This is a genomic window from Streptomyces sulphureus DSM 40104, assembly GCF_000381025.1.
Lineage (GTDB): Bacteria > Actinomycetota > Actinomycetes > Streptomycetales > Streptomycetaceae > Streptomyces > Streptomyces sulphureus.
Genome location: NZ_KB905817.1, coordinates 182,179 through 203,977, shown reverse-complemented (window position 1 = coordinate 203,977; position 21,799 = coordinate 182,179). Strand labels below are relative to the sequence as shown.

Here is a 21,799-nt window from a genome sequence, read left to right as displayed (position 1 = left end):
GAGGTCTGGTCGTCCGATATCGGACGAGGACTGAGAAATGGGTATCCGCAAGTACAAGCCGACGACTCCTGGGCGTCGTGGCGCCAGCGTCGCCGACTTCGTCGAGGTCACGCGGTCCACGCCGGAGAAGTCGCTGGTCCGCCCGCTGCACAGCAAGGGCGGCCGTAACAACGCCGGTCGTGTGACCGTTCGCCACCAGGGCGGTGGCCACAAGCGCGCCTACCGAGTGATCGACTTCCGTCGTCACGACAAGGACGGCGTGCCCGCGAAGGTCGCGCACATCGAGTACGACCCCAACCGCACCGCGCGCATCGCGCTGCTGCACTACGTCGACGGCGAGAAGCGCTACATCCTGGCGCCCGCCGGCCTGAAGCAGGGCGCGCGTGTGGAGAACGGGCCGAACGCCGACATCAAGTTCGGGAACAACCTCCCGCTGCGGCACATCCCCGTCGGTACCGTGATCCACGCCGTGGAGCTCCAGCCCGGGGGCGGCGCCAAGTTCGCCCGCTCCGCCGGTGCTTCGGTGCAGTTGCTGGCGAAGGAGGGCCGCATGGCCCACCTCCGTATGCCGTCCGGCGAGATCCGGCTGGTCGACGTCCGCTGCCGCGCCACCGTCGGTGAGGTCGGCAACGCCGAGCAGTCGAACATCAACTGGGGCAAGGCGGGCCGCATGCGCTGGAAGGGCGTCCGCCCGACCGTGCGCGGTGTCGTGATGAACCCGATCGACCACCCGCACGGTGGTGGTGAGGGTCGCACCTCCGGTGGCCGGCACCCGGTGTCGCCGTGGGGCCAGAAGGAGGGGCGTACCCGCTCCCCGAAGAAGGCCAGCAACAAGTACATCGTCCGCCGCCGCAAGACGAACAAGAAGCGCTAGGAGGCGGGGTTTTCGATGCCGCGCAGTCTCAAGAAGGGGCCCTTCGTCGACGGCCACCTCATCAAGAAGGTGGACACCCAGAACGACGCGGGCACCAAGAACGTCATCAAGACCTGGTCTCGCCGCTCGATGATCGTCCCGGCCATGCTGGGCCACACGATCGCGGTGCACGACGGCCGCAAGCACGTCCCGGTGTTCGTCACCGAGTCGATGGTCGGCCACAAGCTCGGCGAGTTCGCGCCGACCCGCACCTTCCGCGGCCACGTCAAGGACGACCGCAAGTCGCGGCGTCGCTGACCGGCGGGTGTGAAGACTATGACTGACACCGAAGGGACAACCATGGAAGCCAGGGCCTCCGCGCGCTACGTGCGCGTCACGCCCATGAAGGCCCGCCGGGTGGTGGACCTTGTCCGTGGCATGGACGCCACGGAGGCTCAGGCGGTCCTGCGTTTCGCCCCGCAGGCCGCGAGCGTGCCGGTCGGCAAGGTGCTCGACAGCGCCATCGCCAACGCCGCGCACAACTACGACCACACGGACGCCGACACGCTCTTCATCTCGGAGGCGTACGTCGACGAGGGCCCGACCCTGAAGCGGTTCCGGCCGCGCGCGCAGGGCCGCGCGTACCGAGTCCGGAAGCGGACGAGCCACATCACCGTGGTCGTGAGCAGCAAGGAAGGAACCCGGTAATGGGCCAGAAGGTAAACCCGCACGGGTTCCGGCTCGGCATCACCACGGACTTCAAGTCCCGGTGGTACGCCGACAAGCTGTACAAGGACTACGTCAAGGAAGACGTCGCGATCCGCCGCATGCTCACGCAGGGCATGGAGCGGGCCGGTATCTCCAAGGTGGAGATCGAGCGCACCCGTGACCGGGTTCGCGTCGACGTCCACACCGCCCGTCCCGGCATCGTCATCGGCCGCCGCGGCGCCGAGGCCGACCGCCTGCGCGGGAACCTGGAGAAGCTCACCGGCAAGCAGATCCAGTTCAACATCCTCGAGGTCAAGAACCCCGAGACCGACGCCCAGCTCGTGGCCCAGGCCGTCGCCGAGCAGCTCTCGTCGCGTGTGTCGTTCCGTCGCGCGATGCGCAAGAGCATGCAGACGACGATGAAGGCCGGGGCCAAGGGCATCAAGATCCAGTGCGGTGGACGCCTGGGCGGGGCCGAGATGTCCCGTTCGGAGTTCTACCGCGAGGGCCGGGTGCCGCTGCACACGCTGCGCGCCAACGTGGACTACGGCTTCTTCGAGGCCCGTACCACCTTCGGCCGGATCGGTGTGAAGGTCTGGATCTACAAGGGCGACGTCAAGAACATCGCCGAGGTGCGCGCCGAGAACGCCGCGGCCCGCGCGGGCAACCGCCCGTCGCGCGGCGGTGGCAACGACCGTCCCCGTCGGGGCGGCGAGCGCGGTGGCCGCGGCCGCAAGCCGCAGAACCGCGAGGCGCAGGGCGCCGGCGCCACCGAGGCCCCGAAGGCCGAGGCCGCCAGCGCTCCCGCGGCTGAGGGCTCGTCCTCGACTAGCGGCGGAACGGAGGGCTGACCGTCATGCTGATCCCGCGCAGGGTCAAGCACCGCAAGCAGCACCACCCCAAGCGCAAGGGGATGGCCAAGGGCGGTACCGAGGTCGCGTTCGGCGAGTACGGCATCCAGGCCGTCACCGGCGCGTACGTCACCAACCGGCAGATCGAGGCCGCACGTATCTCGATGACCCGGCACATCAAGCGTGGCGGCAAGGTGTGGATCAACATCTTCCCCGACCGCCCGCTGACGAAGAAGCCCGCCGAGACCCGCATGGGTTCGGGCAAGGGCTCGCCGGAGTGGTGGATCGCGAACGTCAAGCCTGGTCGCGTGATGTTCGAACTGTCCTACCCGAACGAGAAGATTGCTCGTGAGGCGCTCACCCGCGCTGCTCACAAGCTTCCGATGAAGTGCCGCATCGTGCGGCGCGAGGCAGGTGACGCGTGATGGCGGCCGGAACCAAGGCGTCCGAGCTGCGCGAGCTGGGCAACGAGGAGCTTGTCACCAAGCTCCGCGAGGCCAAGGACGAGCTGTTCAAGCTCCGCTTCCAGGCGGCGACCGGGCAGCTTGAGAACCACGGTCGGCTGAAGGCCGTCCGCAAGGAGATCGCCCGGATCTACACCCTGATGCGTGAGCGCGAGCTGGGCATCGAGACGGTGGAGAGCGCCTGATGAGCGAGACGAATGTGACTGAGAAGAACAGCGGCACCGCCGCCGGCCGGGGCTTTCGCAAGACGGCCCAGGGCCTGGTCGTCAGCGACAAGATGGACAAGACCGTCGTCGTCGCTGTCGAGGACCGTGTGAAGCACTCGCTGTACGGCAAGGTCATCCGCCGTACGCAGAAGTACAAGGCACACGACGAGCAGAACACCGCTGGTGTCGGGGACCGCGTTCTCCTCATGGAGACCAGGCCGTTCTCCGCGACCAAGCGCTGGCGCGTCGTCGAGATCCTCGAGAAGGCCAAGTAGCCAACCAGGGGCCTCCGCAAGGAGGTTCCGTTCATACAGCCTGGGACTGACCCAGGGCAGGTTCCGCCAGGCTCGGTGGGGTGCACACCTCGGTGGCGCACCCCTCCGGGAACCGGCAGACGATCAGGAGATAGACGTGATCCAGCAGGAGTCTCGGCTGCGCGTCGCCGACAACACGGGTGCCAAGGAGATCCTCACCATCCGTGTTCTCGGTGGCTCGGGCCGGCGCTACGCGGGCATCGGTGACGTCGTCGTCGCTACCATCAAGGACGCGATCCCGGGTGGGAACGTGAAGAAGGGCGACATCGTCAAGGCGGTCATCGTGCGCACCGTGAAGGAGCGCCGCCGCCCCGACGGCTCGTACATCCGCTTCGACGAGAACGCGGCCGTCATCCTCAAGAACGACGGCGACCCGCGTGGCACCCGCATCTTCGGCCCCGTCGGCCGAGAGCTGCGCGAGAAGAAGTTCATGAAGATCATCTCGCTCGCCCCTGAGGTGCTGTGACCATGAAGATCAAGAAGGGCGACCTGGTTCAGGTCATCACCGGCAAGGACAAGGGCAAGCAGGGCAAGGTCATCGTGGCCTACCCGCGCGAGGACCGCGTCATCGTCGAGGGTGTCAACCGGGTCAAGAAGCACACCAAGGCCGGGCAGACGGCTCGCGGTTCGAAGACCGGGGGCATCGTCACGACCGAGGCTCCGATCCACGTGAGCAACGTTCAGCTCGTGGTGGAGAAGGACGGCAATAAGGTCGTCACTCGCATCGGATACCGCTTCGACGAGGACGGCAACAAGATCCGCGTTGCCAAGCGGACCGGTGAGGACATCTGATGACTGCCACCACTGAAGCGCCGCGCCTGAAGCAGCGCTACCGCGAAGAGATCCAGGGCAAGCTGCAGGACGAGTTCAAGTACGAGAACGTCATGCAGATCCCGGGGCTGACCAAGATCGTGGTCAACATGGGTGTCGGCGACGCCGCCCGTGACTCGAAGCTGATGGACGGCGCGGTCCGCGACCTCGCCACCATCACGGGCCAGAAGCCGGCGATCACCAAGGCCCGCAAGTCCATCGCGCAGTTCAAGCTGCGCGAGGGGCAGCCGATCGGCGCGCACGTCACGCTGCGCGGCGACCGCATGTGGGAGTTCCTTGACCGCCTGCTGTCGCTGGCGCTGCCGCGCATCCGCGACTTCCGCGGTCTTTCGCCGAAGCAGTTCGACGGTCGGGGCAACTACACCTTCGGTCTCACCGAGCAGGTCATGTTCCACGAGATCGACCCCGACAAGATCGACCGGGTCCGGGGCATGGACATCACCGTGGTCACCACGGCGACCGCCGACGACGAGGGCCGCTCCCTCCTGCGTCACCTCGGCTTCCCTTTCAAGGAGAACTGACATGGCGAAGAAGGCCCTGATCGCCAAGGCCAACCGCAAGCCGAAGTTCGCGGTCCGCGGCTACACGCGCTGCCAGCGCTGCGGCCGTCCGCAATCGGTGTACCGCAAGTTCGGCCTCTGCCGCGTGTGCCTTCGTCAGATGGCGCACCGCGGCGAGCTGCCGGGCGTGACCAAGAGCTCCTGGTAACCGCAGGCTCCCGGTAGCTCACCGGGCGCCGGGCCCGGACTCCCCAGGTGGGGCGATCGCCTAACCTGGTGGGGGCCGGCCCGACGCCCACGACCGGAGCGGGCACCGCCCGCCAATGGATTCGACTACGCCGTAGGTCCCCGCACCACACCTGTCCCGACAAGCTCGGGGAGAAGGACGGTGCAGACAGGAAACCCCGGCGAGAGAGGCCGAAGGCCATCACATGACCATGACCGACCCAATCGCAGACATGTTGACGCGTCTGCGGAACGCGAACTCGGCTTACCACGACTCGGTGTCGATGCCGCACAGCAAGATCAAGTCGCACATCGCGGAGATCCTCCAGCAGGAGGGCTACATCACCGGCTGGAAGACCGAGGACGCCAAGGTCGGCAAGAGCCTCGTCGTCGAGCTGAAGTTCGGCCCGAACCGCGAGCGCTCGATCGCCGGCATCAAGCGGATCTCCAAGCCGGGTCTGCGGGTCTACGCAAAGTCCACCAACCTGCCGAAGGTCCTCGGCGGCCTGGGCGTGGCGATCATCTCCACGTCCCACGGTCTGCTGACCGACAGGCAGGCCAGCAAGAAGGGTGTGGGCGGGGAAGTCCTCGCCTACGTCTGGTAGTCGGGAACGGAGGAGAAAAGCAATGTCGCGTATCGGCAAGCTCCCCATCCAGGTTCCCGCCGGTGTGGACGTCACCATCGAAGGCCAGAGCGTCGCGGTGAAGGGCCCCAAGGGTTCCCTCGCGCAGACCGTCTCTGAGCCCATCGAGGTCGCCAGGGGCGAGGAGGGCGAGATCCTCGTCACCCGTCCCAACGACGAGACTCGGAACAAGGCCCTGCACGGTCTGTCCCGGACGCTGGTGGCGAACATGATCACTGGCGTGACCACGGGATTCACCAAGGACCTTGAGATCAGCGGTGTCGGTTACCGCGTCCAGGCGAAGGGCTCCGACCTGGAGTTCTCGCTTGGCTACAGCCACCCGATCGTGGTGGAGGCGCCCGAGGGCATCTCCTTCAAGGTCGAGTCGCCGACCAAGCTGACGGTCGAGGGGATCGACAAGCAGAAGGTCGGCGAGGTCGCCGCCAACATCCGCAAGCTGCGGAGGCCCGACCCGTACAAGGCCAAGGGCGTGAAGTACGCCGGCGAGACCATCCGCCGCAAGGTCGGAAAGGCTGGTAAGTAAGCCATGACATACGGCGTGAAGATCGCTAAGGGCGACGCTTACAAGCGGGCTGCCGCCAAGCGCCGGCACCTGCGCATCCGGAAGAAGGTCTCGGGCACTCCCGAGCGCCCCAGGCTCGTGGTCACTCGCTCCAACCGGAACATGACCGCTCAGGTCATCGACGACACCATCGGCCACACCGTCGCCTCGGCCTCGTCCCTCGACTCGTCCATCCGCGGCGGCGAGGGCGACAAGAGCGAGGCGGCCAGGCAGGTCGGCGCGCTCGTCGCCGAGCGCGCGAAGGCCGCCGGCATCGAGGCCGTCGTCTTCGACCGTGGTGGAAACAAGTACGCGGGGCGGATCGCCGCCCTGGCTGACGCCGCTCGCGAGGCCGGTCTCAAGTTCTGAGCCGGCCGAAGAGCTATGGGCCCCGTGGGCGCTTCGGCGCCCGCGGGCGTAGATGAGAGAGGTAAATCCAATGGCTGGACCCCAGCGCCGCGGTGGCGGCGCCGGTGGCGGCGAGCGGCGGGACCGGAAGGGCCGGGACGGCGGCGCTGCTGCCGAGAAGACCGCGTACGTTGAGCGCGTTGTCGCGATCAACCGTGTCGCCAAGGTTGTCAAGGGTGGTCGTCGCTTCAGCTTCACCGCGCTCGTCGTGGTGGGCGACGGCGACGGCACCGTGGGTGTCGGGTACGGCAAGGCCAAGGAGGTGCCGGCCGCCATCGCCAAGGGCGTTGAGGAGGCCAAGAAGCACTTCTTCAAGGTCCCGCGTATCCAGGGCACCATCCCGCACCCGATCCAGGGTGAGGAGGCCGCGGGCGTCGTGCTGCTGAAGCCGGCTTCCCCCGGTACCGGTGTGATCGCCGGTGGCCCGGTGCGCGCCGTGCTGGAGTGCGCGGGCATCCACGACGTGCTGAGCAAGTCGCTCGGCTCGTCGAACCCGATCAACATCGTCCACGGCACGGTGGCCGCCCTCCGCGGCCTCCAGCGCCCGGAGGAGATCGCGGCCCGCCGCGGTCTGCCGCTCGAGGACGTGGCGCCCGCGGCACTGCTGCGCGCCCGTGCCGGGGTGAGCGCGTAATGGCTCGCCTGAAGATCACGCAGAACAAGTCCGTCATCGGGACGAAGCAGAACCACCGAGACACGCTGCGGACCCTCGGTCTCAAGCGCGTCAACGACGTGGCCGTCAAGGAGGACCGTCCCGAGGTGCGCGGAATGGTGCATTCCGTACAGCACCTCATCACGGTCGAGGAGGTCGACTGAGATGGCTGACTCTTCCGAGAGCAAGCCGCTGAAGGTCCACAACCTCCGGCCGGCGCCCGGCGCGAAGACCGCCAAGACCCGCGTGGGTCGCGGTGAGGCTTCCAAGGGCAAGACGGCCGGACGTGGCACCAAGGGCACCAAGGCCCGCTACCAGGTCCCCGCCGGCTTCGAGGGCGGGCAACTGCCGCTCCAGATGCGGCTGCCCAAGCGTCGGGGCTTCAACAACCCGGGCCACAAGCACTTCCAGGTCGTCAACCTGGAGAAGCTGGCCGCCCTCTACCCGCAGGGCGGCGAGGTGACCAAGGACGACCTGGTCGCCAAGGGCGCGGTACGCAAGAACGAGTTCGTGAAGGTGCTCGGCTCCGGCGACATTCCCGTCGCAGTGCAGGTGACCGTCGACAAGGTCTCCAGCTCGGCGAAGGAGAAGATCACCGCCGCGGGCGGAACCGTCACCGAACTCTCCTGAGTTCGTTGGGCGGTTGACTCAACTTCGCCGGGGGCGCTCCAACGGGGCGTCCCCGGCGGTTGTTTCTCAGCCGGTCGTTTCTAGGGCGGTGCAGTCGCCGGTAAGGTGTCGTGCGCTGTTGCTTGTGACCGTGGGGTCGTCTCGCGGTCGCGTAGTCGAATATCCGTCGATCCTCAAGACCGTCACCTCTCGCGTGGTTGATCGCGGGGGGCGCAGGAGGCACCGTGCTCACCGCGTTCGCCCGAGCGTTTCAGACGCCCGACCTGCGTAAGAAGCTGCTCTTCACGCTCGGCATCATGGTGCTCTTCCGGGTGGGGGCCCACATCCCCGTGCCGGGCGTGAGTTACCAGAACGTCCAGCAGTGCATGGACGAAGCGCAGAACCAGTCCGGGCTCTTCGGGCTCGTCAACATGTTCAGCGGCGGTGCGCTGCTCCAGATCACCATCTTCGCGCTCGGCATCATGCCGTACATCACGGCCAGCATCATCCTCCAGCTCCTCGTCGTGGTCATCCCGCGGCTCGAGGCGCTGAAGAAGGAGGGGCAGGCAGGACAGGCGAAGATCACCCAGTACACCCGCTATCTGACGGTCGCGCTCGCGGTCCTTCAGGCGACGGGCCTCGTCGCCACCGCGCGCAGCGGCAGCCTCTTCCAGAACTGCTCGGTCGCCAACGAAATCGTGCCGAACAGCTCGATCTTCACCACGATCACGATGGTGCTCACGATGACGGCCGGCACGGCGCTGATCATGTGGCTCGGTGAGCTCATCACCGACCGCGGTATCGGCAACGGCATGTCCATCCTCATGTTCGTCTCCATCGCGGCCGGGTTCCCCGGTGCGCTCTGGTCGATCAAGAAGCAGGGCAAGCTCGCCGACGGTTGGATCGAGTTCGGCGCGGTGATCCTCTGCGGTCTCGCGATGGTCGCGCTCGTCGTCTTCGTCGAGCAGGCGCAGCGGCGCATCCCCGTCCAGTACGCGAAGCGCATGATCGGGCGCAGGAGTTACGGCGGCACCTCGACCTACATTCCGCTGAAGGTCAACCAAGCCGGTGTGATCCCGGTCATCTTCGCCTCCTCGCTCCTCTACATTCCGGCGCTGATCGTTCAGTTCAGCGGTTCGCAAGCAGGATGGGCGGAATGGATTCAGGCGCACTTCGTCAAGGGTGACCACCCGCTCTACATCGTCACGTACTTCGTACTCATCGTCTTCTTCGCCTTCTTCTACGTCGCCATCTCCTTCAACCCCGAGGAAGTTGCCGACAACATGAAGAAGTATGGTGGCTTCATCCCGGGCATCCGGGCCGGTCGTCCCACCGCGGAGTACCTGAGCTACGTACTGAACCGCATCACGTGGCCGGGCTCTCTGTACCTGGGGCTGATCGCCCTGGTGCCGACCGTCGCGCTGATCTTGTTCAACGCTCAGCAGGACTTCCCCTTCGGCGGGACGAGCATCCTGATCATCGTGGGCGTCGGACTCGAAACTGTGAAGCAGATCGAGAGCCAGCTCCAGCAGCGCCATTACGAAGGGTTCCTCCGCTGATGCGAATCGTCCTCGTCGGACCGCCTGGCGCGGGTAAGGGCACGCAGGCCACTGTCCTCGCCGGGAAACTCTCCATTCCGCACATCTCCACCGGAGATCTCTTCCGCGCCAACATCAGCCAGGGCACCGAGCTCGGGCAGAAGGCTCAGGAATACATGCGGGGCGGGCAGTTGGTACCCGACGAGGTCACCATCGGCATGGCGAAGGACCGCATGTCCGAGCCCGACGCGGCGGGCGGATTCCTGCTCGACGGGTTCCCGCGGAACATCGCGCAGGCCGAGGCGCTCGACGGCATCCTCAAGGAGGACGGCGAGGAGCTCGACGCCGTCCTCGATCTGGAGGTCCCCGAGGAGGAGATCGTCAAGAGGATCGCCGGCCGCCGTATCTGCCGCAGCGACAGCAGCCACGTCTTTCACGTGGAGTACAGCGCCCCGAAGACGGAGGGCGTCTGCGACATCTGCGGCGGCGAGCTCTACCAGCGGGACGACGACCGCGAGGAGACGGTGCGCAAGCGCCTCGCCGTCTACCACGAGGAGACCGAGCCGATCATCGAGCACTACCGCGAGCAGGGCCTGGTGACGACCATCTCCGCGCTCGGCTCCGTCACCGAGGTGACGGGCCGCGCGATGGCGGCCCTCGGCAAGAGCTGAGCCCGCGGCGCAGCGACTCACGCGGCCCGTGCCCCCGCAGCCGGGGCACGGGCCGCGAGGCGTCCTGCGGGGTCTCCTTCCACGGCCGCGGGTGGCAGACTTGTCGGGCGGTACCGCGGCGTCCTCGTCGTCACCGCGCTCTGCGGTGCCGGGTGCGGCCCGTCAGCGACCGCAAGCAATCGACAGCAACCCTCGGTGCAGGAAGGCGACGTTCGCCATGGTGGAGATCAAGACCCCGGAGCAGATCGCGAAGATGCGCGAGGCGGGGCTGGTGGTCGCCGCGATCCACCGCGCCTGCGCCGAGGCCGCCGTCCCCGGGGCGACCACCAAGGACCTCGACGAGGTCGCGGCGAAGGTCCTCGCCGACCACGGCGCCAAGCCCAACTTCCTCGGCTACGGCGGGTTTCCCGGCAACATCTGCACCTCGGTCAACGACATCGTCGTGCACGGCATCCCGGACCGCGGGACGGTACTGAAGGCCGGCGACCTCCTCTCGATCGACGCGGGCGCGATCGTCGACGGCTGGCACGGCGACGCCGCGCTCACCGTCTTCGTGGGGGAGGGACACTCGGCGGAGCTCCGCGAACTGAGCCGGGTGACCGAGGAGTCGATGTGGGCGGGGATCGCGGCCGTCCGCAAGGGGAACCGGCTCGTCGACGTCTCGAAGGCGATCGAGGGGTACATCCGCAGGCAGCCGCTCCCGGCGTCCGGCAAGTACGGGATCGTCGAGGACTACGGCGGCCACGGCATCGGCTCGCAGATGCACATGGACCCGCACCTGCTCAACTACGTCGACCGCCGCCGCGGACGCGGCCCGAAGCTGGTGCCCGGCATGTGCCTGGCGATCGAGCCGATGGTGAGCCTCGGCACCCCGAAGACGCACGTCCTCTCCGACGACTGGACGGTGAAGACCAACGACGGTACGTGGTCGAGCCACTGGGAGCACTCGGTGGCGCTCACCGAGGAGGGACCCCTCGTCCTGACGGCGCCGGACGGCGGGAAGGCGAAGCTCGCGGAGCTCGGCGTCGAGACGGCACCCGATCCGCTCGCCTGAACCCCACGGGGCGCTCCGATTCCGGGCTACCTGACATAAGGAGCCGGTTCGGTGGGGAGAATCCGAGATTCGTCTTTCCGGGGTCACTGCCGTAGGATGGCTCGTCGGCCCAGGTCTAGCGGTATGCCCTGCGCTGTTCACCGACTCCCCGGTTCCGGTTTCTCCGGCCCGAGGCCCGTGTGCCCAGCGACGGACTGCCGAGCGTCCCGAGTCGATCAGAAGGTAGGTAGCCGATCCCGGAAGGTGAAGCGCTCAAGCATGGCCAAAAAACAAGGGGCCATCGAGATCGAGGGCACCGTCGTCGAGTCTCTCCCGAACGCGATGTTCAAGGTGGAGCTCCAGAACGGACACCAGGTCCTCGCGCACATCAGCGGCAAGATGCGGATGCACTACATCCGTATCCTCCCCGACGACAGGGTCGTGGTGGAACTCTCCCCTTACGACCTGACGCGCGGACGGATCGTCTACCGCTACAAGTAGAGCGACAGATCGAGCCGCGATCCCACGTCCCGTGGGGTGGCGGACTGACCCGGAGAACCTCACACCCATGAAGGTCAAGCCGAGCGTCAAGAAGATCTGCGACAAGTGCAAGGTGATCCGCCGCCACGGTCGGGTCATGGTCATCTGCGACAACCTGCGCCACAAGCAGCGCCAGGGCTGACCGCAGCCAACCCCTTCGCACCCTCGCGGTTCTTCGCGCGACGCGAATCACAAGTACATACGCAGCGCCCGACCCCCCTGCCCAGCAGGGGACGACACCCCCGGCAGGAGGCCGGGGACCTCGTGTGCCTCGGGTCCGTACCGCTCCGGCGGCCGGGCACGTCAAACCGGGGGACGGTGCTGCGGCAGACCTCCTACGAACACATCAGGAGCCACATCCCATGGCACGCCTCGCAGGCGTCGACCTCCCGCGTGAGAAGCGCATCGAGGTCGCCCTCACCTACGTCTTCGGCATCGGGCGCACCCTCGCCCGGCAGACCGTGACCGAGACCGGGGTCAGCCCCGACGTCCGTGTCCGGGACCTCGCCGAGGAGGACCTGGTCAAGCTGCGCGAGTACGTGGACAACAACCTCCAGGTGGAGGGCGACCTCCGCCGCGAGATCCAGGCCGACATCCGCCGCAAGGTCGAGATCGGCTGCTACGAGGGTCTGCGCCACAGGCGCGGGCTCCCGGTCCACGGTCAGCGTACGAAGACCAACGCCCGCACCCGCAAGGGCCCGCGTCGCGCGATCGCCGGCAAGAAGAAGCCGGGCAAGAAGTAGTCCGCACCGGACGCTGCCGCGGCCGTCGAGGCGCACGGGCCTGAACCTCCGCCCGGCCGCCGCGGACGTACACGCGGTCCGCGTTGCAGGACCGACCACCTCCACGGGAGTTTTCAGCTATGCCTCCGAAGGGCCGTGCGGCCGCCACCAAGAAGGTGCGCCGCAAGGAAAAGAAGAACGTTGCCCACGGGCACGCTCACATCAAGAGCACGTTCAACAACACCATCGTTTCGATCACTGACCCGACCGGCAACGTGATCTCCTGGGCCTCGGCCGGCCACGTCGGCTTCAAGGGCTCGCGGAAGTCGACGCCGTTCGCTGCGCAGATGGCCGCGGAGAACGCCGCTCGTCGCGCGCAGGAGCACGGCATGCGCAAGGTCGACGTCTTCGTCAAGGGCCCCGGCTCCGGCCGTGAGACCGCGATCCGCTCGCTCCAGGCCACCGGCCTCGAGGTGGGTTCGATCCAGGACGTCACCCCGACCCCGCACAACGGCTGCCGCCCGCCCAAGCGTCGCCGGGTCTGATTCCGCGGGCTCCAGAAGAAAATAGGAGATCAACAAGACAATGGCGCGTTACACCGGGGCCGACTGCAAGCGTTGCCGTCGGGAGAAGCAGAAGCTCTTCCTCAAGGGGAGCAAGTGCGAGAGCGCGAAGTGCCCGATCGAGATCCGTCCTTACCCCCCGGGTGAGCACGGGCGCGGGCGCACCAAGGACTCCGAGTACCTGCTGCAGAAGCGCGAGAAGCAGAAGGCCGCGCGCATCTACGGCGTTCTGGAGAAGCAGTTCCGCGGGTACTTCACCGAGGCCAACCGCCAGCAGGGCAAGACAGGCGAGAACCTGCTGCGCATCCTGGAGACCCGTCTGGACAACGTGGTCTACCGGGCGGGCTTCGCGAAGTCCCGTGACCACGCTCGCCAGTTGGTGAAGCACGGCCACATCCAGTTGAACGGCCGCAAGACCGACATCCCGTCGGCGCGGGTCAGCGTCAACGACATCGTCGAGGTCCGCCAGGGCGCCAGGAACCTGGTTCCCTTCCAGGTGGCTCAGGCGGAGGCCGGCGAGCGGACGGTGCCGGCGTGGCTGGAGGCCGTCCCGTCGCAACTGCGCATCCTCGTCCACTCGCTGCCCGAGCGCCAGGTGATCGACACCCAGGTGCAGGAGCAGCTCATCGTCGAGCTCTACTCCAAGTAGCAGCTCGCACCGGTACGGGCCCGCGGTGGCCGGACTTCGCGGTCCGGTTCCGCCGCGGCGCCCGTACCCTTGCAAGAACACCGTGCCGTGTCGGATGCGGCCCGGTGATCGGCATCAAATAGCGGTTGCCGAAGACTGGAGGAACACACCCCATGCTGATCGCTCAGCGCCCCTCTCTCACCGAAGAGGTCGTCGACGAGTTCCGCTCGCGGTTCGTGATCGAGCCGCTGGAGCCGGGGTTCGGCTACACCCTCGGTAACTCCCTGCGTCGTACGCTCCTCTCCTCGATCCCCGGTGCCGCCGTGACGAGCATCCGGATCGACGGCGTCCTGCACGAGTTCTCGACCGTGCCGGGCGTCAAGGAGGACGTCACCGACCTGATCCTCAACATCAAGAGCCTCGTCGTCTCCTCGGAGCACGACGAGCCGGTCGTGATGTACCTGCGCAAGCAGGGCCCCGGCCACGTGACGGCTGCGGACATCGCGCCGCCGGCCGGCGTCGAGGTGCACAACCCGGACCTCGTCCTCGCCACCCTCAACGGCAAGGGCAAGCTGGAGATGGAGCTCACCGTCGAGCGCGGTCGCGGCTACGTCTCCGCCGTGCAGAACAAGCAGGTGGGCCAGGAGATCGGGCGCGTCCCGGTCGACTCGATCTACTCGCCGGTGCTGAAGGTGACCTACAAGGTCGAGGCCACCCGTGTCGAGCAGCGGACCGACTTCGACAAGCTGATCGTCGACGTCGAGACGAAGCAGGCGATGCGTCCGCGCGACGCCATGGCCTCCGCGGGCAAGACCCTCGTGGAACTCTTCGGCCTGGCGCGCGAGCTCAACGTCGACGCCGAGGGCATCGACATGGGCCCGTCCCCGACGGACGCCGCGCTCGCCGCCGATCTGGCGCTGCCGATCGAGGAGTTGGAGCTCACCGTCCGCTCCTACAACTGCCTGAAGCGCGAGGGCATCCACTCCGTGGGCGAGCTCGTCGCGCGCTCCGAGGCGGACCTGCTCGACATCCGCAACTTCGGTGCGAAGTCGATCGACGAGGTCAAGGCGAAGCTCGCCGGCATGGGCCTCGCGCTGAAGGACTCCCCGCCCGGATTCGACCCGACCGCCGCCGCCGACGCCTTCGGCGCCGAAGACGACGCGGACGCGGGCTTCGTGGAGACCGAGCAGTACTGAGCCGTTCTCGGCCCGCGCACCCGGCGTCCGCCCGGTGCGCGGGCCGAGCGCCGTAGGCGCCCGTGGCGCGTACGGACTCCGGCGGGGCGCCCGCCTCGTCGGCCTGACACCGGTACCTGACACGGCCGGTGCAGAGTTCAAGGAGAGAGAAGATGCCGAAGCCCACCAAGGGTCCCCGTCTCGGTGGCAGTGCCGCGCACCAGAAGGCCATGCTGGCGAACCTCGCCACGGACCTCTTCGAGTACGGCCGTATCACCACCACTGAGTCGCGGGCCCGGAAGCTGCGGCCCGTCGCCGAGCGGCTGATCACCAAGGCGAAGAAGGGCGACCTGCACAACCGTCGCCAGGTGATGCGCACCATCACCGACAAGGGCGTGGTGCACACCCTCTTCACCGAGATCGGCCCGCGGTACGAGAACCGCCCCGGCGGTTACACCCGCATCACCAAGATCGGCCCGCGTCGCGGCGACAACGCGCCGATGGCCGTGATCGAGCTCGTCGAGGCGCTCACCGTGCAGCAGGCCGCTGTCGGCGAGGCCGAGGCGGCGACGAAGCGCACGGCCAAGGACGCCGAAGCCAAGGCCGAGGCCGAGGCCGAGGACACCAAGGCCGAGGAGGCCGAGGAGTCCAAGGACGCCTGAGCCTCCGGCACTTCCGGCTGACGGGTCCGCTCCCTCGGGGGCGGGCCCGTTCGCCGTCTGCGGGGGTTCTTCGGTCGGTGGGAGGAGCGACGGGTGAATGAGCTGAGCGGTACGGCCGGGGCGGTCCCGGCGGGTGAGCGGGTCCGGGTGCGGCTCGATCTCGCCTACGACGGGCGGGAGTTCGCGGGCTGGGCGAAGCAGCGGGGCCAGCGGACGGTGCAGGGGGAGATCGAGGAGGCGCTCCGTGTGGTGACGCGCGGCGCCGCAGCGCCCGAGCTGACCGTTGCGGGCCGTACGGACTCCGGCGTGCACGCGCGGGGGCAGGTGGCGCACGTCGACGTGCCGGCCGCGCTCTGGGAGGAGCAGGGCGCCCAGCTCCTGCGGCGCCTCGCGGGACGGCTCCCGATGGACGTCCGCGTCTGGCGGGTGGCCGAGGCGGCCCCGCACTTCGACGCGCGGTTCTCCGCGGTCTGGCGGCGGTACGCGTACCGCGTCACCGATCATCCGGGAGGCGTCGATCCCCTTCAGCGGGGCCATGTCCTCTGGCACAACAGGCCGTTGGACGTCGACGCGATGAACGAGGCGGCGGCCGGGCTGCTGGGAGAGCACGATTTCGCGGCGTACTGCAAGAAGCGCGAGGGCGCCACGACGATCCGCACCCTCCAGCAACTCCACTGGGTACGGCGGGAGGACGGCGTCCTGGAGGGGACCGTCCGCGCCGACGCGTTCTGCCACAACATGGTGCGCGCGCTGGTGGGCGCGCTGCTCTTCGTCGGCGACGGGCACCGCGGTCCGCAGTGGCCCGCGAAGGTGCTCGCCGCCGGGGTGCGGGACTCGGCCGTGCACGTGGTGCGCCCGCACGGGCTGACGTTGGAGGAGGTCGGCTACCCGGCCGACAGCCGCCTCGCCGAGCGGAACCGCGAGGCGCGCAACCGGCGTACGTTGCCCGGGGGGTCGGGGTGCTGCGGGTGAGCCCGTGGCTGAATCCCTGGGTGTGCAAGGCGAATTGAGACGCCCCGGGGCGCTTCCTACCGCGTCTCACGGCCCCGACGCCGTCAACTCCCAGGCGGAGCACGACTGCGTGGTGCCGCGCCCCGTGCAGGGAGGTGACGGCTGGGGGCGAGCTCGCTGCGGTGCTGCCGCCCGTCTCGCGGTCGGTCGCGCGGCTGGCGTCCGTGGAGCAACGCGACTCGGCGGAGGGCGAGTCGGGCGCGAGCGGGGCCGCAGGGGCGCCGCTCGCGCCCGTGTTCACTCGGCGGCGCGGTCCGCCGGTACCGTCGCCTGGTGCTGGCCCGGCTCCGTGTCCTGCGCGGCGTCGGGCGCCGACTCGGCCTCGGGCGCGGGGACTTCGTGCCCGGCGGCCTCGGCCGCCTGCGTGCGCTCCGCGTCCTCCAGGAAGCGGTGTCCGGTCGCGAGGACGGCGATGCCGAGCAGGAGGGCGCCGGAGCCGAGGTAGAACGGCACGTGCACGTTGCTCGCCTCGACGAGCTTGCCTGCGGCGAAGGGCGCGAGCCCACCGCCGATGAACCGTACGAACCCGTACGCGGCCGACGCGACGGGACGCTCGACGGGCGCGACCGTCATCACCGCCTGCGTCGTCACGGTGTTGTTGATGCCGATGAAGACGCCGGCGACGATCACGGCGCAGATGAGCACCGGCTTCGTCGTCGTCCAGACGGCGATGACGAGCACCACGACGGCGAAGAGCGCGAGGTTGGCGTAGAGGGTGCGCGCGAGGCCGAGCCGGCTCTGCAGCCACGGGGCGCCGACCACGGAGAAGAGCGCGACGAGCAGCCCCCAGCCGGTGAAGACGAAGCCCAACTGGATGGCGCCGAGCTCCATCGGGAAGGGCGCGTAGCCGAGGACGGTGAAGAACGCCCAGTTGTAGCAGAGCGCGGTGAGCGACATGGTGAGCAGCCCGCGGTGGCGCAGGGCGCGCAGCGGGTCGGTCAGCCGGCCCTTGCGCTCCGGCTTCGGGAGCGGTTCGACGAGCACCCAGGTGGCGATCATCGCGATCGCCATCAGCGCGGCGACGCCGTAGAAGGGCCCGCGCCAGCTTATGTGCCCGAGCAGGCCGCCGACGAGCGGCCCCATCGCGATGCCGAGGCCGAGTGCCGTCTCGTAGAGGATGATCGCGCCGGCGAAGCCGCCGCTGGCGGAGGCGACGATGACGGCGAGCGACGTCGCGATGAAGAGCGCGTTGCCGACGCCCCAGCCGGCGCGGAAGCCGACGATCCCGTCGATCGAACCGCTCGCCCCGGCGAGCGCGCTGAAGACGACGATGATCGCGAGGCCCACGAGGAGCGTCCGCTTGGCGCCTATCCGGCTGGAGACCCAGCCGGTTATCAGCATCGCGACGGCGGTGACGACGAGGTAGCTGGTGAAGAGCAGGGTGACCTGGCTCGGCGAGGCGTCGAGGTCCTCGGAGATCGCCGGGAGGATCGGGTCGACGAGGCCGATCCCCATGAACGAGACGACACAGGCGAAGGCGACGGCGAAGACCGCCTTCGGCTGCTTGAGCGGGTTCGCTGCTGGGCCCGCGGTGCGGCCGGCCATCGGCGTGCTCCCCTTTCGACGAAGGTGCGACGGGTGGTACCGCGCGAGCGCCTGCACGTGAGGACCGCGCGCGGCACGGCTCCCCTAGGCCGGCGGCTTCGGGGAGCGGGTGTCGGTCAGAGGCGACGTACGCGAGGCGGGCCCGTGTGGCGTGCAGCACGCGGTGTGCGGGTCCGCTCGGACGAACGTTTCATAGTGCATCTATATCACGGAGGGAGGTCAGGGGCTCGACGATGAGACGGGCGTACAGGGGCACCCGCCGCCCCGACCGCCGCTCCGTCGGAAGGCCGCGCGGCCGGCGCGTCCGCTGTGCGCCCCGGGAGGAGTCGGGCTGGGCGCGTGGTGACCGGGGCGGCACTGCGGGTGTTCGCCGCTGCGAAGGTCGTGCGCCCCCGGTGCGGACCGGACTCCTGGCGGCGCGTTGGGTGGCGAGAGTGCCGCAACTGCTCCGTCTGCTACGGACGTTGGACGGGACGCCCCATGGGATCAGCCGCCCGGTCCGCCGCCGTGCACGGCGGCCACGTGTCCGCGCCCGGCGCCACGGACGTCACTCCCCGGGTGCCGCCGCTGCCTTCGAGGACTGCGCCTTGCCGCGCTGGAGTACGCGTGCGTACGCGTAGTCCGAGCCGTCGAGGCTCACGCGTGCGGCTGTCTTGTCCTCGCTCGTCGAAGGCTTGCCGTTGGTGCGGCCCGCGATCGTGAAGAAGGCGTACCTGCCGAGGGAGTTGGCGGTGGTGCGGCACGTCACCGTGCGGCAGAAGTCGGGGACGCCGCTGCCGGGCAGCGCGTTGAGGTTGGGCTCGTACTCCTTCTTCACGGCCGCCGCCGTGCGGCTCTTGTCGAAGACCGCTATCCCGACGGTGACGGCGAGGCCCTGCCGGGTGAAGGTGGCGCGGTAGAGCTCCTTGCAGCCGTGCCTGTCGAGGACCTTGCCGAGGTCGGAGTGGGTCGCCTTCGCGCACTCGGTGGTCCCCTGGGTTTCGGCTCGCTGGTAGCCGCGGCCGTTGATGGTGACCTTCTCCGTGGGGAAGAGGGTCTCCGTGCCGAGCGGTGCCCTGTCGCGCTCGGCGCTCTTGATGAAGTCGAGCGGCGGGGGCGGCGGCGGGGGCTCGTCCTTGAACGTCGGCTCCGGCTGGGTGCCGGGGTCCGTCGGCAGCTCCTCGGGCGAGGGGAGCGAACTCGACGGTGCGTCCGAAGCGCCCCCGCCCGAGCCCTCGTTGACGACGGCGACGGCGACGATCCCCGCGACGGCGGCCGTTGCGAGCGCCCCGCCGCCCACCACCATCCACCGCCGGCGCCGGGCCTTGGCCCGCTCGGCCTCCTCGGCAAGCGCTGTCCAGTCCGGCGTGGACGAACCCCCTGGACCCCACTCGGGTCCCCCCTGCCCAAAGCTCATGCCGCGCATCCTATAGACGCCCGTGCGCCGCGGTGCAGCCCGCACGCGCCTCCGCAGCCCGGCGGAGGCGGACGGAAGGGGAATAATCCGTTCGCCCCGGACGGCGCCGCCGGGCGAGAATCGCCCCATGGGTCACGTCGAAGTCGCGCACCTGCACTACCTCCTGCCCGACGGCCGCCCGCTCCTGGACGACGTCTCCTTCCGCGTCGGCGAGGGCGCGACGGTCGGCCTCGTCGGCGCCAACGGTGCGGGCAAGACGACGCTGCTGCGCCTGGTCGCGGGCGAACTGGCCCCCGATTCCGGCTCGGTCACCAGCAGCGGAGGGCTCGGCGTGATGCCGCAGTTCGTCGGCTCGGTGCGGGACGACTCGACCGTCGCCGACCTCCTCGTCTCCGTCGCACCGCCCCGCATCCGCCGTGCCGCCGCCGAAGTGGAGGCGGCCGAGGAGGCGCTCATGGAGCGGGACGACGAGCGCACCCAACTCCAGTACGCGCAGGCCCTGGCCGACTGGGCCGAGGCCCGCGGCTACGAGGCAGAGACCGTCTGGGACATGTGCACGGTCGCCGCCCTCGGCGTCCCGTACGCGCGAGCACGCTGGCGCTCGGTGCGCACGCTCTCCGGCGGCGAACAGAAGCGCCTCGTACTGGAGGCGCTGCTCCGCGGCCAGGAGCAGGTCCTCCTCCTCGACGAGCCGGACAACTACCTCGACGTACCGGGAAAGCGGTGGCTGGAGGGGCAGCTCCGGGAGACGGGCAAGACCGTCCTCTTCATCTCGCACGACCGCGAACTCCTCGCCAACGCGGCGGAGAAGCTCGTCAGCGTCGAGCCGGGCGCTGCCGGCAGCGACGTCTGGGTGCACGGCGGCGGGTTCGCGACGTACCACGAGGCCAGGCGGGAGCGGTTCGCCAGGTTCGAGGAGCTGCGCCGCCGCTGGGACGAGGAGCACGACAAGCTGAGGCGCCTCGTCACGATGTACAAGCAGAAGGCCGCCTTCAACTCGGACATGGCCTCCCGCCTCCAGGCGGCCCGCACCCGGCTCCAGAGGTTCGAGGAGGCCGGTCCCCCGATGCAGCCGCCGCGCGAGCAGGACATCCGGATGCGGCTGCGCGGCGGGCGCACGGGCGTCCGCGCCGTCACCTGCGAGCGGCTCGAACTCACGGGGCTCATGCACCCGTTCGACCTGGAGGTCTTCTACGGCGAGCGGGTCGCGGTGCTCGGCTCCAACGGCTCGGGCAAGTCGCACTTCCTCCGGCTCCTGGCGAGCGGTGCACCGGGCGAGGCAGGGCCCTCGACGGAGGCGGAGGGCGGCCCCGTGGCGCACACCGGAAGCTGGAAGCTGGGCGCCCGCGTCGTCCCGGGGCACTTCGCGCAGACCCACCTGCGCCCCGAGCTGCAGGACCGCACCCTGCTGGAGATCCTCTGGAAGGACCACGCGCAGGACCGCGGCGCCGCGATGCCCGCGCTCAACCGCTACGAGTTGACCCGCCAGGCCGAGCAGCCTTTCGGCCGGCTCTCCGGCGGACAGCAGGCGCGCTTCCAGATCCTCCTCCTCGAGCTCGCCGGCACCACCGCGCTCCTCCTCGACGAGCCGACCGACAACCTCGACCTGGAGTCGGCCGAGGCGCTCCAGGAGGGGCTCGAGTCCTACCAGGGCACCGTTCTCGCCGTGACGCACGACCGCTGGTTCGCGCGGAGCTTCGACCGCTTCCTCGTCTTCGGCGCCGACGGCCGGGTGCGCGAGGTGCCCGAACCCGTCTGGGACGAGGAGCGGGTGGCCCGGGTCCGGTGAGGGGCGGTGGAGCGGTTTTGACCCGTGCGGGTGCAGGTCGGTAGGCTGTCGGATCGTTGTGTGTATTGGCTTGCCTGTTCTCACGTGGGAGGCCGCACACCGGCCAGCCGGCCGATGACCAGCGAGCGCGCGCGGATGCGTCACCGCCTGCGCTCAGGCTGTCGTGATCAGCCAGGTGGCCTTGTCAGGACCGTCACCTCAGGCCCTCCGGGTCCGAGGTGACTCCACCCACTGAAGAAGCGAAGGCTACGACCGTGCGTACGTACAGCCCCAAGCCCGGCGACGTCCAGCGCCAGTGGCACGTCATCGACGCCCGTGACGTCGTCCTGGGTCGTCTGGCCTCCCAGGCCGCCATTCTTCTCCGGGGCAAGCACAAGCCGGTGTACGCGCCTCACGTCGACACGGGTGACTACGTCATCATCGTCAACGCCGACAAGGTGCACCTGTCCGGTAACAAGCGGACCCAGAAGATGGCCTACCGCCACTCGGGATACCCGGGTGGTCTGCGTTCCGTCCGCTATGACGAGCTGCTGGAGAAGAACCCGGCCCGTGCCGTGGAGAAGGCCGTCAAGGGCATGATCCCGAAGAACACCCTGGGCCGTCAGATGCTCTCGAAGCTGAAGGTCTACGCGGGCCCCGAGCACCCGCACGCTGCTCAGCAGCCGGTTCCGTTCGAGTTCAGCCAGGTCGCGCAGTAAGTCCGGCCACCACCGTCTGAAG

Annotated in this window: 32 protein-coding genes; 30 read left to right on the top strand and 2 right to left on the bottom strand. The window is 68.9% G+C overall.

Annotated elements, in window-relative coordinates; translation table 11 throughout:
* Window positions 1-37 precede the first annotated feature (37 nt).
* The 28 genes from rplB to truA all read left to right on the top strand — a co-directional run bounded on the left by rplB (window position 38) and on the right by truA (window position 16,310).
* Window positions 38-874 carry a 50S ribosomal protein L2 gene (rplB, locus tag F603_RS0116300; RefSeq protein ID WP_019547060.1) on the top strand — a complete coding sequence of 279 codons (837 nt, stop codon included), beginning with the start codon at window positions 38-40 and terminating at the stop codon, window positions 872-874.
* A gap of 15 nt (window positions 875-889) precedes the next feature.
* The gene (gene rpsS / locus F603_RS0116295; RefSeq protein ID WP_016909688.1) at window positions 890-1,171 is read left to right on the top strand and encodes a 30S ribosomal protein S19; all 282 of its coding nucleotides are present in this window, start codon (window positions 890-892) and stop codon (window positions 1,169-1,171) included.
* A 42-nt stretch (window positions 1,172-1,213) separates the two neighbouring features.
* Window positions 1,214-1,561, top strand: a complete 348-nt coding sequence (gene rplV, locus F603_RS0116290) for a 50S ribosomal protein L22 (protein ID WP_019547059.1) — start codon at window positions 1,214-1,216, stop codon at window positions 1,559-1,561.
* Window positions 1,561-2,412, top strand: a complete 852-nt coding sequence (gene rpsC, locus F603_RS0116285; RefSeq protein ID WP_016909690.1) for a 30S ribosomal protein S3 — start codon at window positions 1,561-1,563, stop codon at window positions 2,410-2,412. Before rplV ends, rpsC begins: the two co-directional genes overlap by 1 nt.
* A gap of 5 nt (window positions 2,413-2,417) precedes the next feature.
* Window positions 2,418-2,837 carry a 50S ribosomal protein L16 gene (gene rplP / locus F603_RS0116280; RefSeq protein ID WP_016909691.1) on the top strand — a complete coding sequence of 140 codons (420 nt, stop codon included), beginning with the start codon at window positions 2,418-2,420 and terminating at the stop codon, window positions 2,835-2,837.
* The gene (gene rpmC / locus F603_RS0116275; protein ID WP_016909692.1) at window positions 2,837-3,061 is read left to right on the top strand and encodes a 50S ribosomal protein L29; all 225 of its coding nucleotides are present in this window, start codon (window positions 2,837-2,839) and stop codon (window positions 3,059-3,061) included. Before rplP ends, rpmC begins: the two co-directional genes overlap by 1 nt.
* Window positions 3,061-3,357 (top strand): 30S ribosomal protein S17, encoded by a 297-nt coding sequence (gene rpsQ, locus F603_RS0116270; RefSeq protein ID WP_019547058.1) that lies wholly within the window; start codon window positions 3,061-3,063, stop codon window positions 3,355-3,357. Before rpmC ends, rpsQ begins: the two co-directional genes overlap by 1 nt.
* A gap of 136 nt (window positions 3,358-3,493) precedes the next feature.
* On the top strand, window positions 3,494-3,862 hold the full coding sequence (gene rplN / locus F603_RS0116265; protein WP_016909694.1) for a 50S ribosomal protein L14: 369 nt from the start codon (window positions 3,494-3,496) through the stop codon (window positions 3,860-3,862).
* A 2-nt stretch (window positions 3,863-3,864) separates the two neighbouring features.
* Window positions 3,865-4,188, top strand: a complete 324-nt coding sequence (gene rplX, locus F603_RS0116260; RefSeq protein ID WP_016909695.1) for a 50S ribosomal protein L24 — start codon at window positions 3,865-3,867, stop codon at window positions 4,186-4,188.
* Window positions 4,188-4,748 carry a 50S ribosomal protein L5 gene (rplE, locus tag F603_RS0116255; protein WP_016909696.1) on the top strand — a complete coding sequence of 187 codons (561 nt, stop codon included), beginning with the start codon at window positions 4,188-4,190 and terminating at the stop codon, window positions 4,746-4,748. The genes rplX and rplE overlap by 1 nt, the downstream gene beginning before the upstream one ends.
* Before the next feature lies 1 nt (window position 4,749).
* Window positions 4,750-4,935 (top strand): type Z 30S ribosomal protein S14, encoded by a 186-nt coding sequence (locus tag F603_RS0116250; protein ID WP_016909697.1) that lies wholly within the window; start codon window positions 4,750-4,752, stop codon window positions 4,933-4,935.
* Between the two features lie 223 nt (window positions 4,936-5,158).
* Window positions 5,159-5,557, top strand: a complete 399-nt coding sequence (gene rpsH / locus F603_RS0116245) for a 30S ribosomal protein S8 (RefSeq protein ID WP_016909698.1) — start codon at window positions 5,159-5,161, stop codon at window positions 5,555-5,557.
* A 22-nt stretch (window positions 5,558-5,579) separates the two neighbouring features.
* Window positions 5,580-6,119: a 50S ribosomal protein L6 gene (gene rplF, locus F603_RS0116240; RefSeq protein ID WP_016909699.1), complete on the top strand. Its 540-nt coding sequence runs from the start codon at window positions 5,580-5,582 to the stop codon at window positions 6,117-6,119.
* A gap of 3 nt (window positions 6,120-6,122) precedes the next feature.
* Window positions 6,123-6,506 carry a 50S ribosomal protein L18 gene (gene rplR, locus F603_RS0116235; protein ID WP_019547057.1) on the top strand — a complete coding sequence of 128 codons (384 nt, stop codon included), beginning with the start codon at window positions 6,123-6,125 and terminating at the stop codon, window positions 6,504-6,506.
* A 70-nt stretch (window positions 6,507-6,576) separates the two neighbouring features.
* The gene (gene rpsE / locus F603_RS0116230; protein WP_016909701.1) at window positions 6,577-7,179 is read left to right on the top strand and encodes a 30S ribosomal protein S5; all 603 of its coding nucleotides are present in this window, start codon (window positions 6,577-6,579) and stop codon (window positions 7,177-7,179) included.
* Window positions 7,179-7,361, top strand: coding sequence for a 50S ribosomal protein L30 (gene rpmD, locus F603_RS0116225; protein WP_016909702.1), 183 nt, complete (start codon window positions 7,179-7,181; stop codon window positions 7,359-7,361). The genes rpsE and rpmD overlap by 1 nt, the downstream gene beginning before the upstream one ends.
* 1 nt (window position 7,362) lies before the next feature.
* Complete coding sequence (gene rplO, locus F603_RS0116220; protein WP_019547056.1) at window positions 7,363-7,827, top strand: 50S ribosomal protein L15; 465 nt, start codon at window positions 7,363-7,365, stop codon at window positions 7,825-7,827.
* A 224-nt stretch (window positions 7,828-8,051) separates the two neighbouring features.
* The gene (gene secY / locus F603_RS0116215; RefSeq protein ID WP_019547055.1) at window positions 8,052-9,365 is read left to right on the top strand and encodes a preprotein translocase subunit SecY; all 1,314 of its coding nucleotides are present in this window, start codon (window positions 8,052-8,054) and stop codon (window positions 9,363-9,365) included.
* A complete protein-coding gene (locus tag F603_RS0116210) occupies window positions 9,365-10,015 on the top strand; it encodes an adenylate kinase (RefSeq protein WP_019547054.1) in 651 nt (216 codons plus the stop codon). The genes secY and F603_RS0116210 overlap by 1 nt, the downstream gene beginning before the upstream one ends.
* A gap of 217 nt (window positions 10,016-10,232) precedes the next feature.
* Window positions 10,233-11,069 carry a type I methionyl aminopeptidase gene (gene map / locus F603_RS0116205; protein WP_019547053.1) on the top strand — a complete coding sequence of 279 codons (837 nt, stop codon included), beginning with the start codon at window positions 10,233-10,235 and terminating at the stop codon, window positions 11,067-11,069.
* A gap of 258 nt (window positions 11,070-11,327) precedes the next feature.
* Entirely contained in the window at window positions 11,328-11,549 is a 222-nt protein-coding gene (gene infA / locus F603_RS0116200; RefSeq protein ID WP_003948620.1) for a translation initiation factor IF-1, read from the top strand.
* 67 nt (window positions 11,550-11,616) lie between these two features.
* On the top strand, window positions 11,617-11,730 hold the full coding sequence (rpmJ, locus tag F603_RS0116195) for a 50S ribosomal protein L36 (RefSeq protein ID WP_003956441.1): 114 nt from the start codon (window positions 11,617-11,619) through the stop codon (window positions 11,728-11,730).
* Between the two features lie 220 nt (window positions 11,731-11,950).
* Window positions 11,951-12,331 carry a 30S ribosomal protein S13 gene (rpsM, locus tag F603_RS0116190; RefSeq protein WP_016909707.1) on the top strand — a complete coding sequence of 127 codons (381 nt, stop codon included), beginning with the start codon at window positions 11,951-11,953 and terminating at the stop codon, window positions 12,329-12,331.
* A 119-nt stretch (window positions 12,332-12,450) separates the two neighbouring features.
* Window positions 12,451-12,855, top strand: coding sequence for a 30S ribosomal protein S11 (gene rpsK, locus F603_RS0116185; RefSeq protein WP_019547052.1), 405 nt, complete (start codon window positions 12,451-12,453; stop codon window positions 12,853-12,855).
* A 40-nt stretch (window positions 12,856-12,895) separates the two neighbouring features.
* Complete coding sequence (gene rpsD, locus F603_RS0116180; protein WP_016909709.1) at window positions 12,896-13,522, top strand: 30S ribosomal protein S4; 627 nt, start codon at window positions 12,896-12,898, stop codon at window positions 13,520-13,522.
* Window positions 13,523-13,674: 152 nt separating this feature from the next.
* Window positions 13,675-14,697, top strand: coding sequence for a DNA-directed RNA polymerase subunit alpha (locus F603_RS0116175; protein WP_019547051.1), 1,023 nt, complete (start codon window positions 13,675-13,677; stop codon window positions 14,695-14,697).
* A 152-nt stretch (window positions 14,698-14,849) separates the two neighbouring features.
* On the top strand, window positions 14,850-15,338 hold the full coding sequence (rplQ, locus tag F603_RS0116170) for a 50S ribosomal protein L17 (RefSeq protein WP_019547050.1): 489 nt from the start codon (window positions 14,850-14,852) through the stop codon (window positions 15,336-15,338).
* 93 nt (window positions 15,339-15,431) lie between these two features.
* Window positions 15,432-16,310, top strand: coding sequence for a tRNA pseudouridine(38-40) synthase TruA (gene truA, locus F603_RS0116165; RefSeq protein ID WP_019547049.1), 879 nt, complete (start codon window positions 15,432-15,434; stop codon window positions 16,308-16,310).
* 276 nt (window positions 16,311-16,586) lie between these two features.
* Here truA and F603_RS0116160 read toward each other — a convergent pair whose 3' ends face one another.
* Window positions 16,587-17,894 (bottom strand): MFS transporter, encoded by a 1,308-nt coding sequence (locus F603_RS0116160; RefSeq protein ID WP_019547048.1) that lies wholly within the window; start codon window positions 17,892-17,894, stop codon window positions 16,587-16,589.
* A gap of 547 nt (window positions 17,895-18,441) precedes the next feature.
* Window positions 18,442-19,179, bottom strand: coding sequence for a hypothetical protein (locus tag F603_RS0116155; protein WP_019547047.1), 738 nt, complete (start codon window positions 19,177-19,179; stop codon window positions 18,442-18,444).
* Window positions 19,180-19,417: 238 nt separating this feature from the next.
* Between F603_RS0116155 and F603_RS0116150 the strand changes: the two genes are divergently transcribed.
* The gene (locus tag F603_RS0116150; protein WP_019547046.1) at window positions 19,418-21,079 is read left to right on the top strand and encodes an ABC-F family ATP-binding cassette domain-containing protein; all 1,662 of its coding nucleotides are present in this window, start codon (window positions 19,418-19,420) and stop codon (window positions 21,077-21,079) included.
* Window positions 21,080-21,333: 254 nt separating this feature from the next.
* Window positions 21,334-21,777: a 50S ribosomal protein L13 gene (rplM, locus tag F603_RS0116145; RefSeq protein WP_016909717.1), complete on the top strand. Its 444-nt coding sequence runs from the start codon at window positions 21,334-21,336 to the stop codon at window positions 21,775-21,777.
* Window positions 21,778-21,799: the final 22 nt, after the last annotated feature.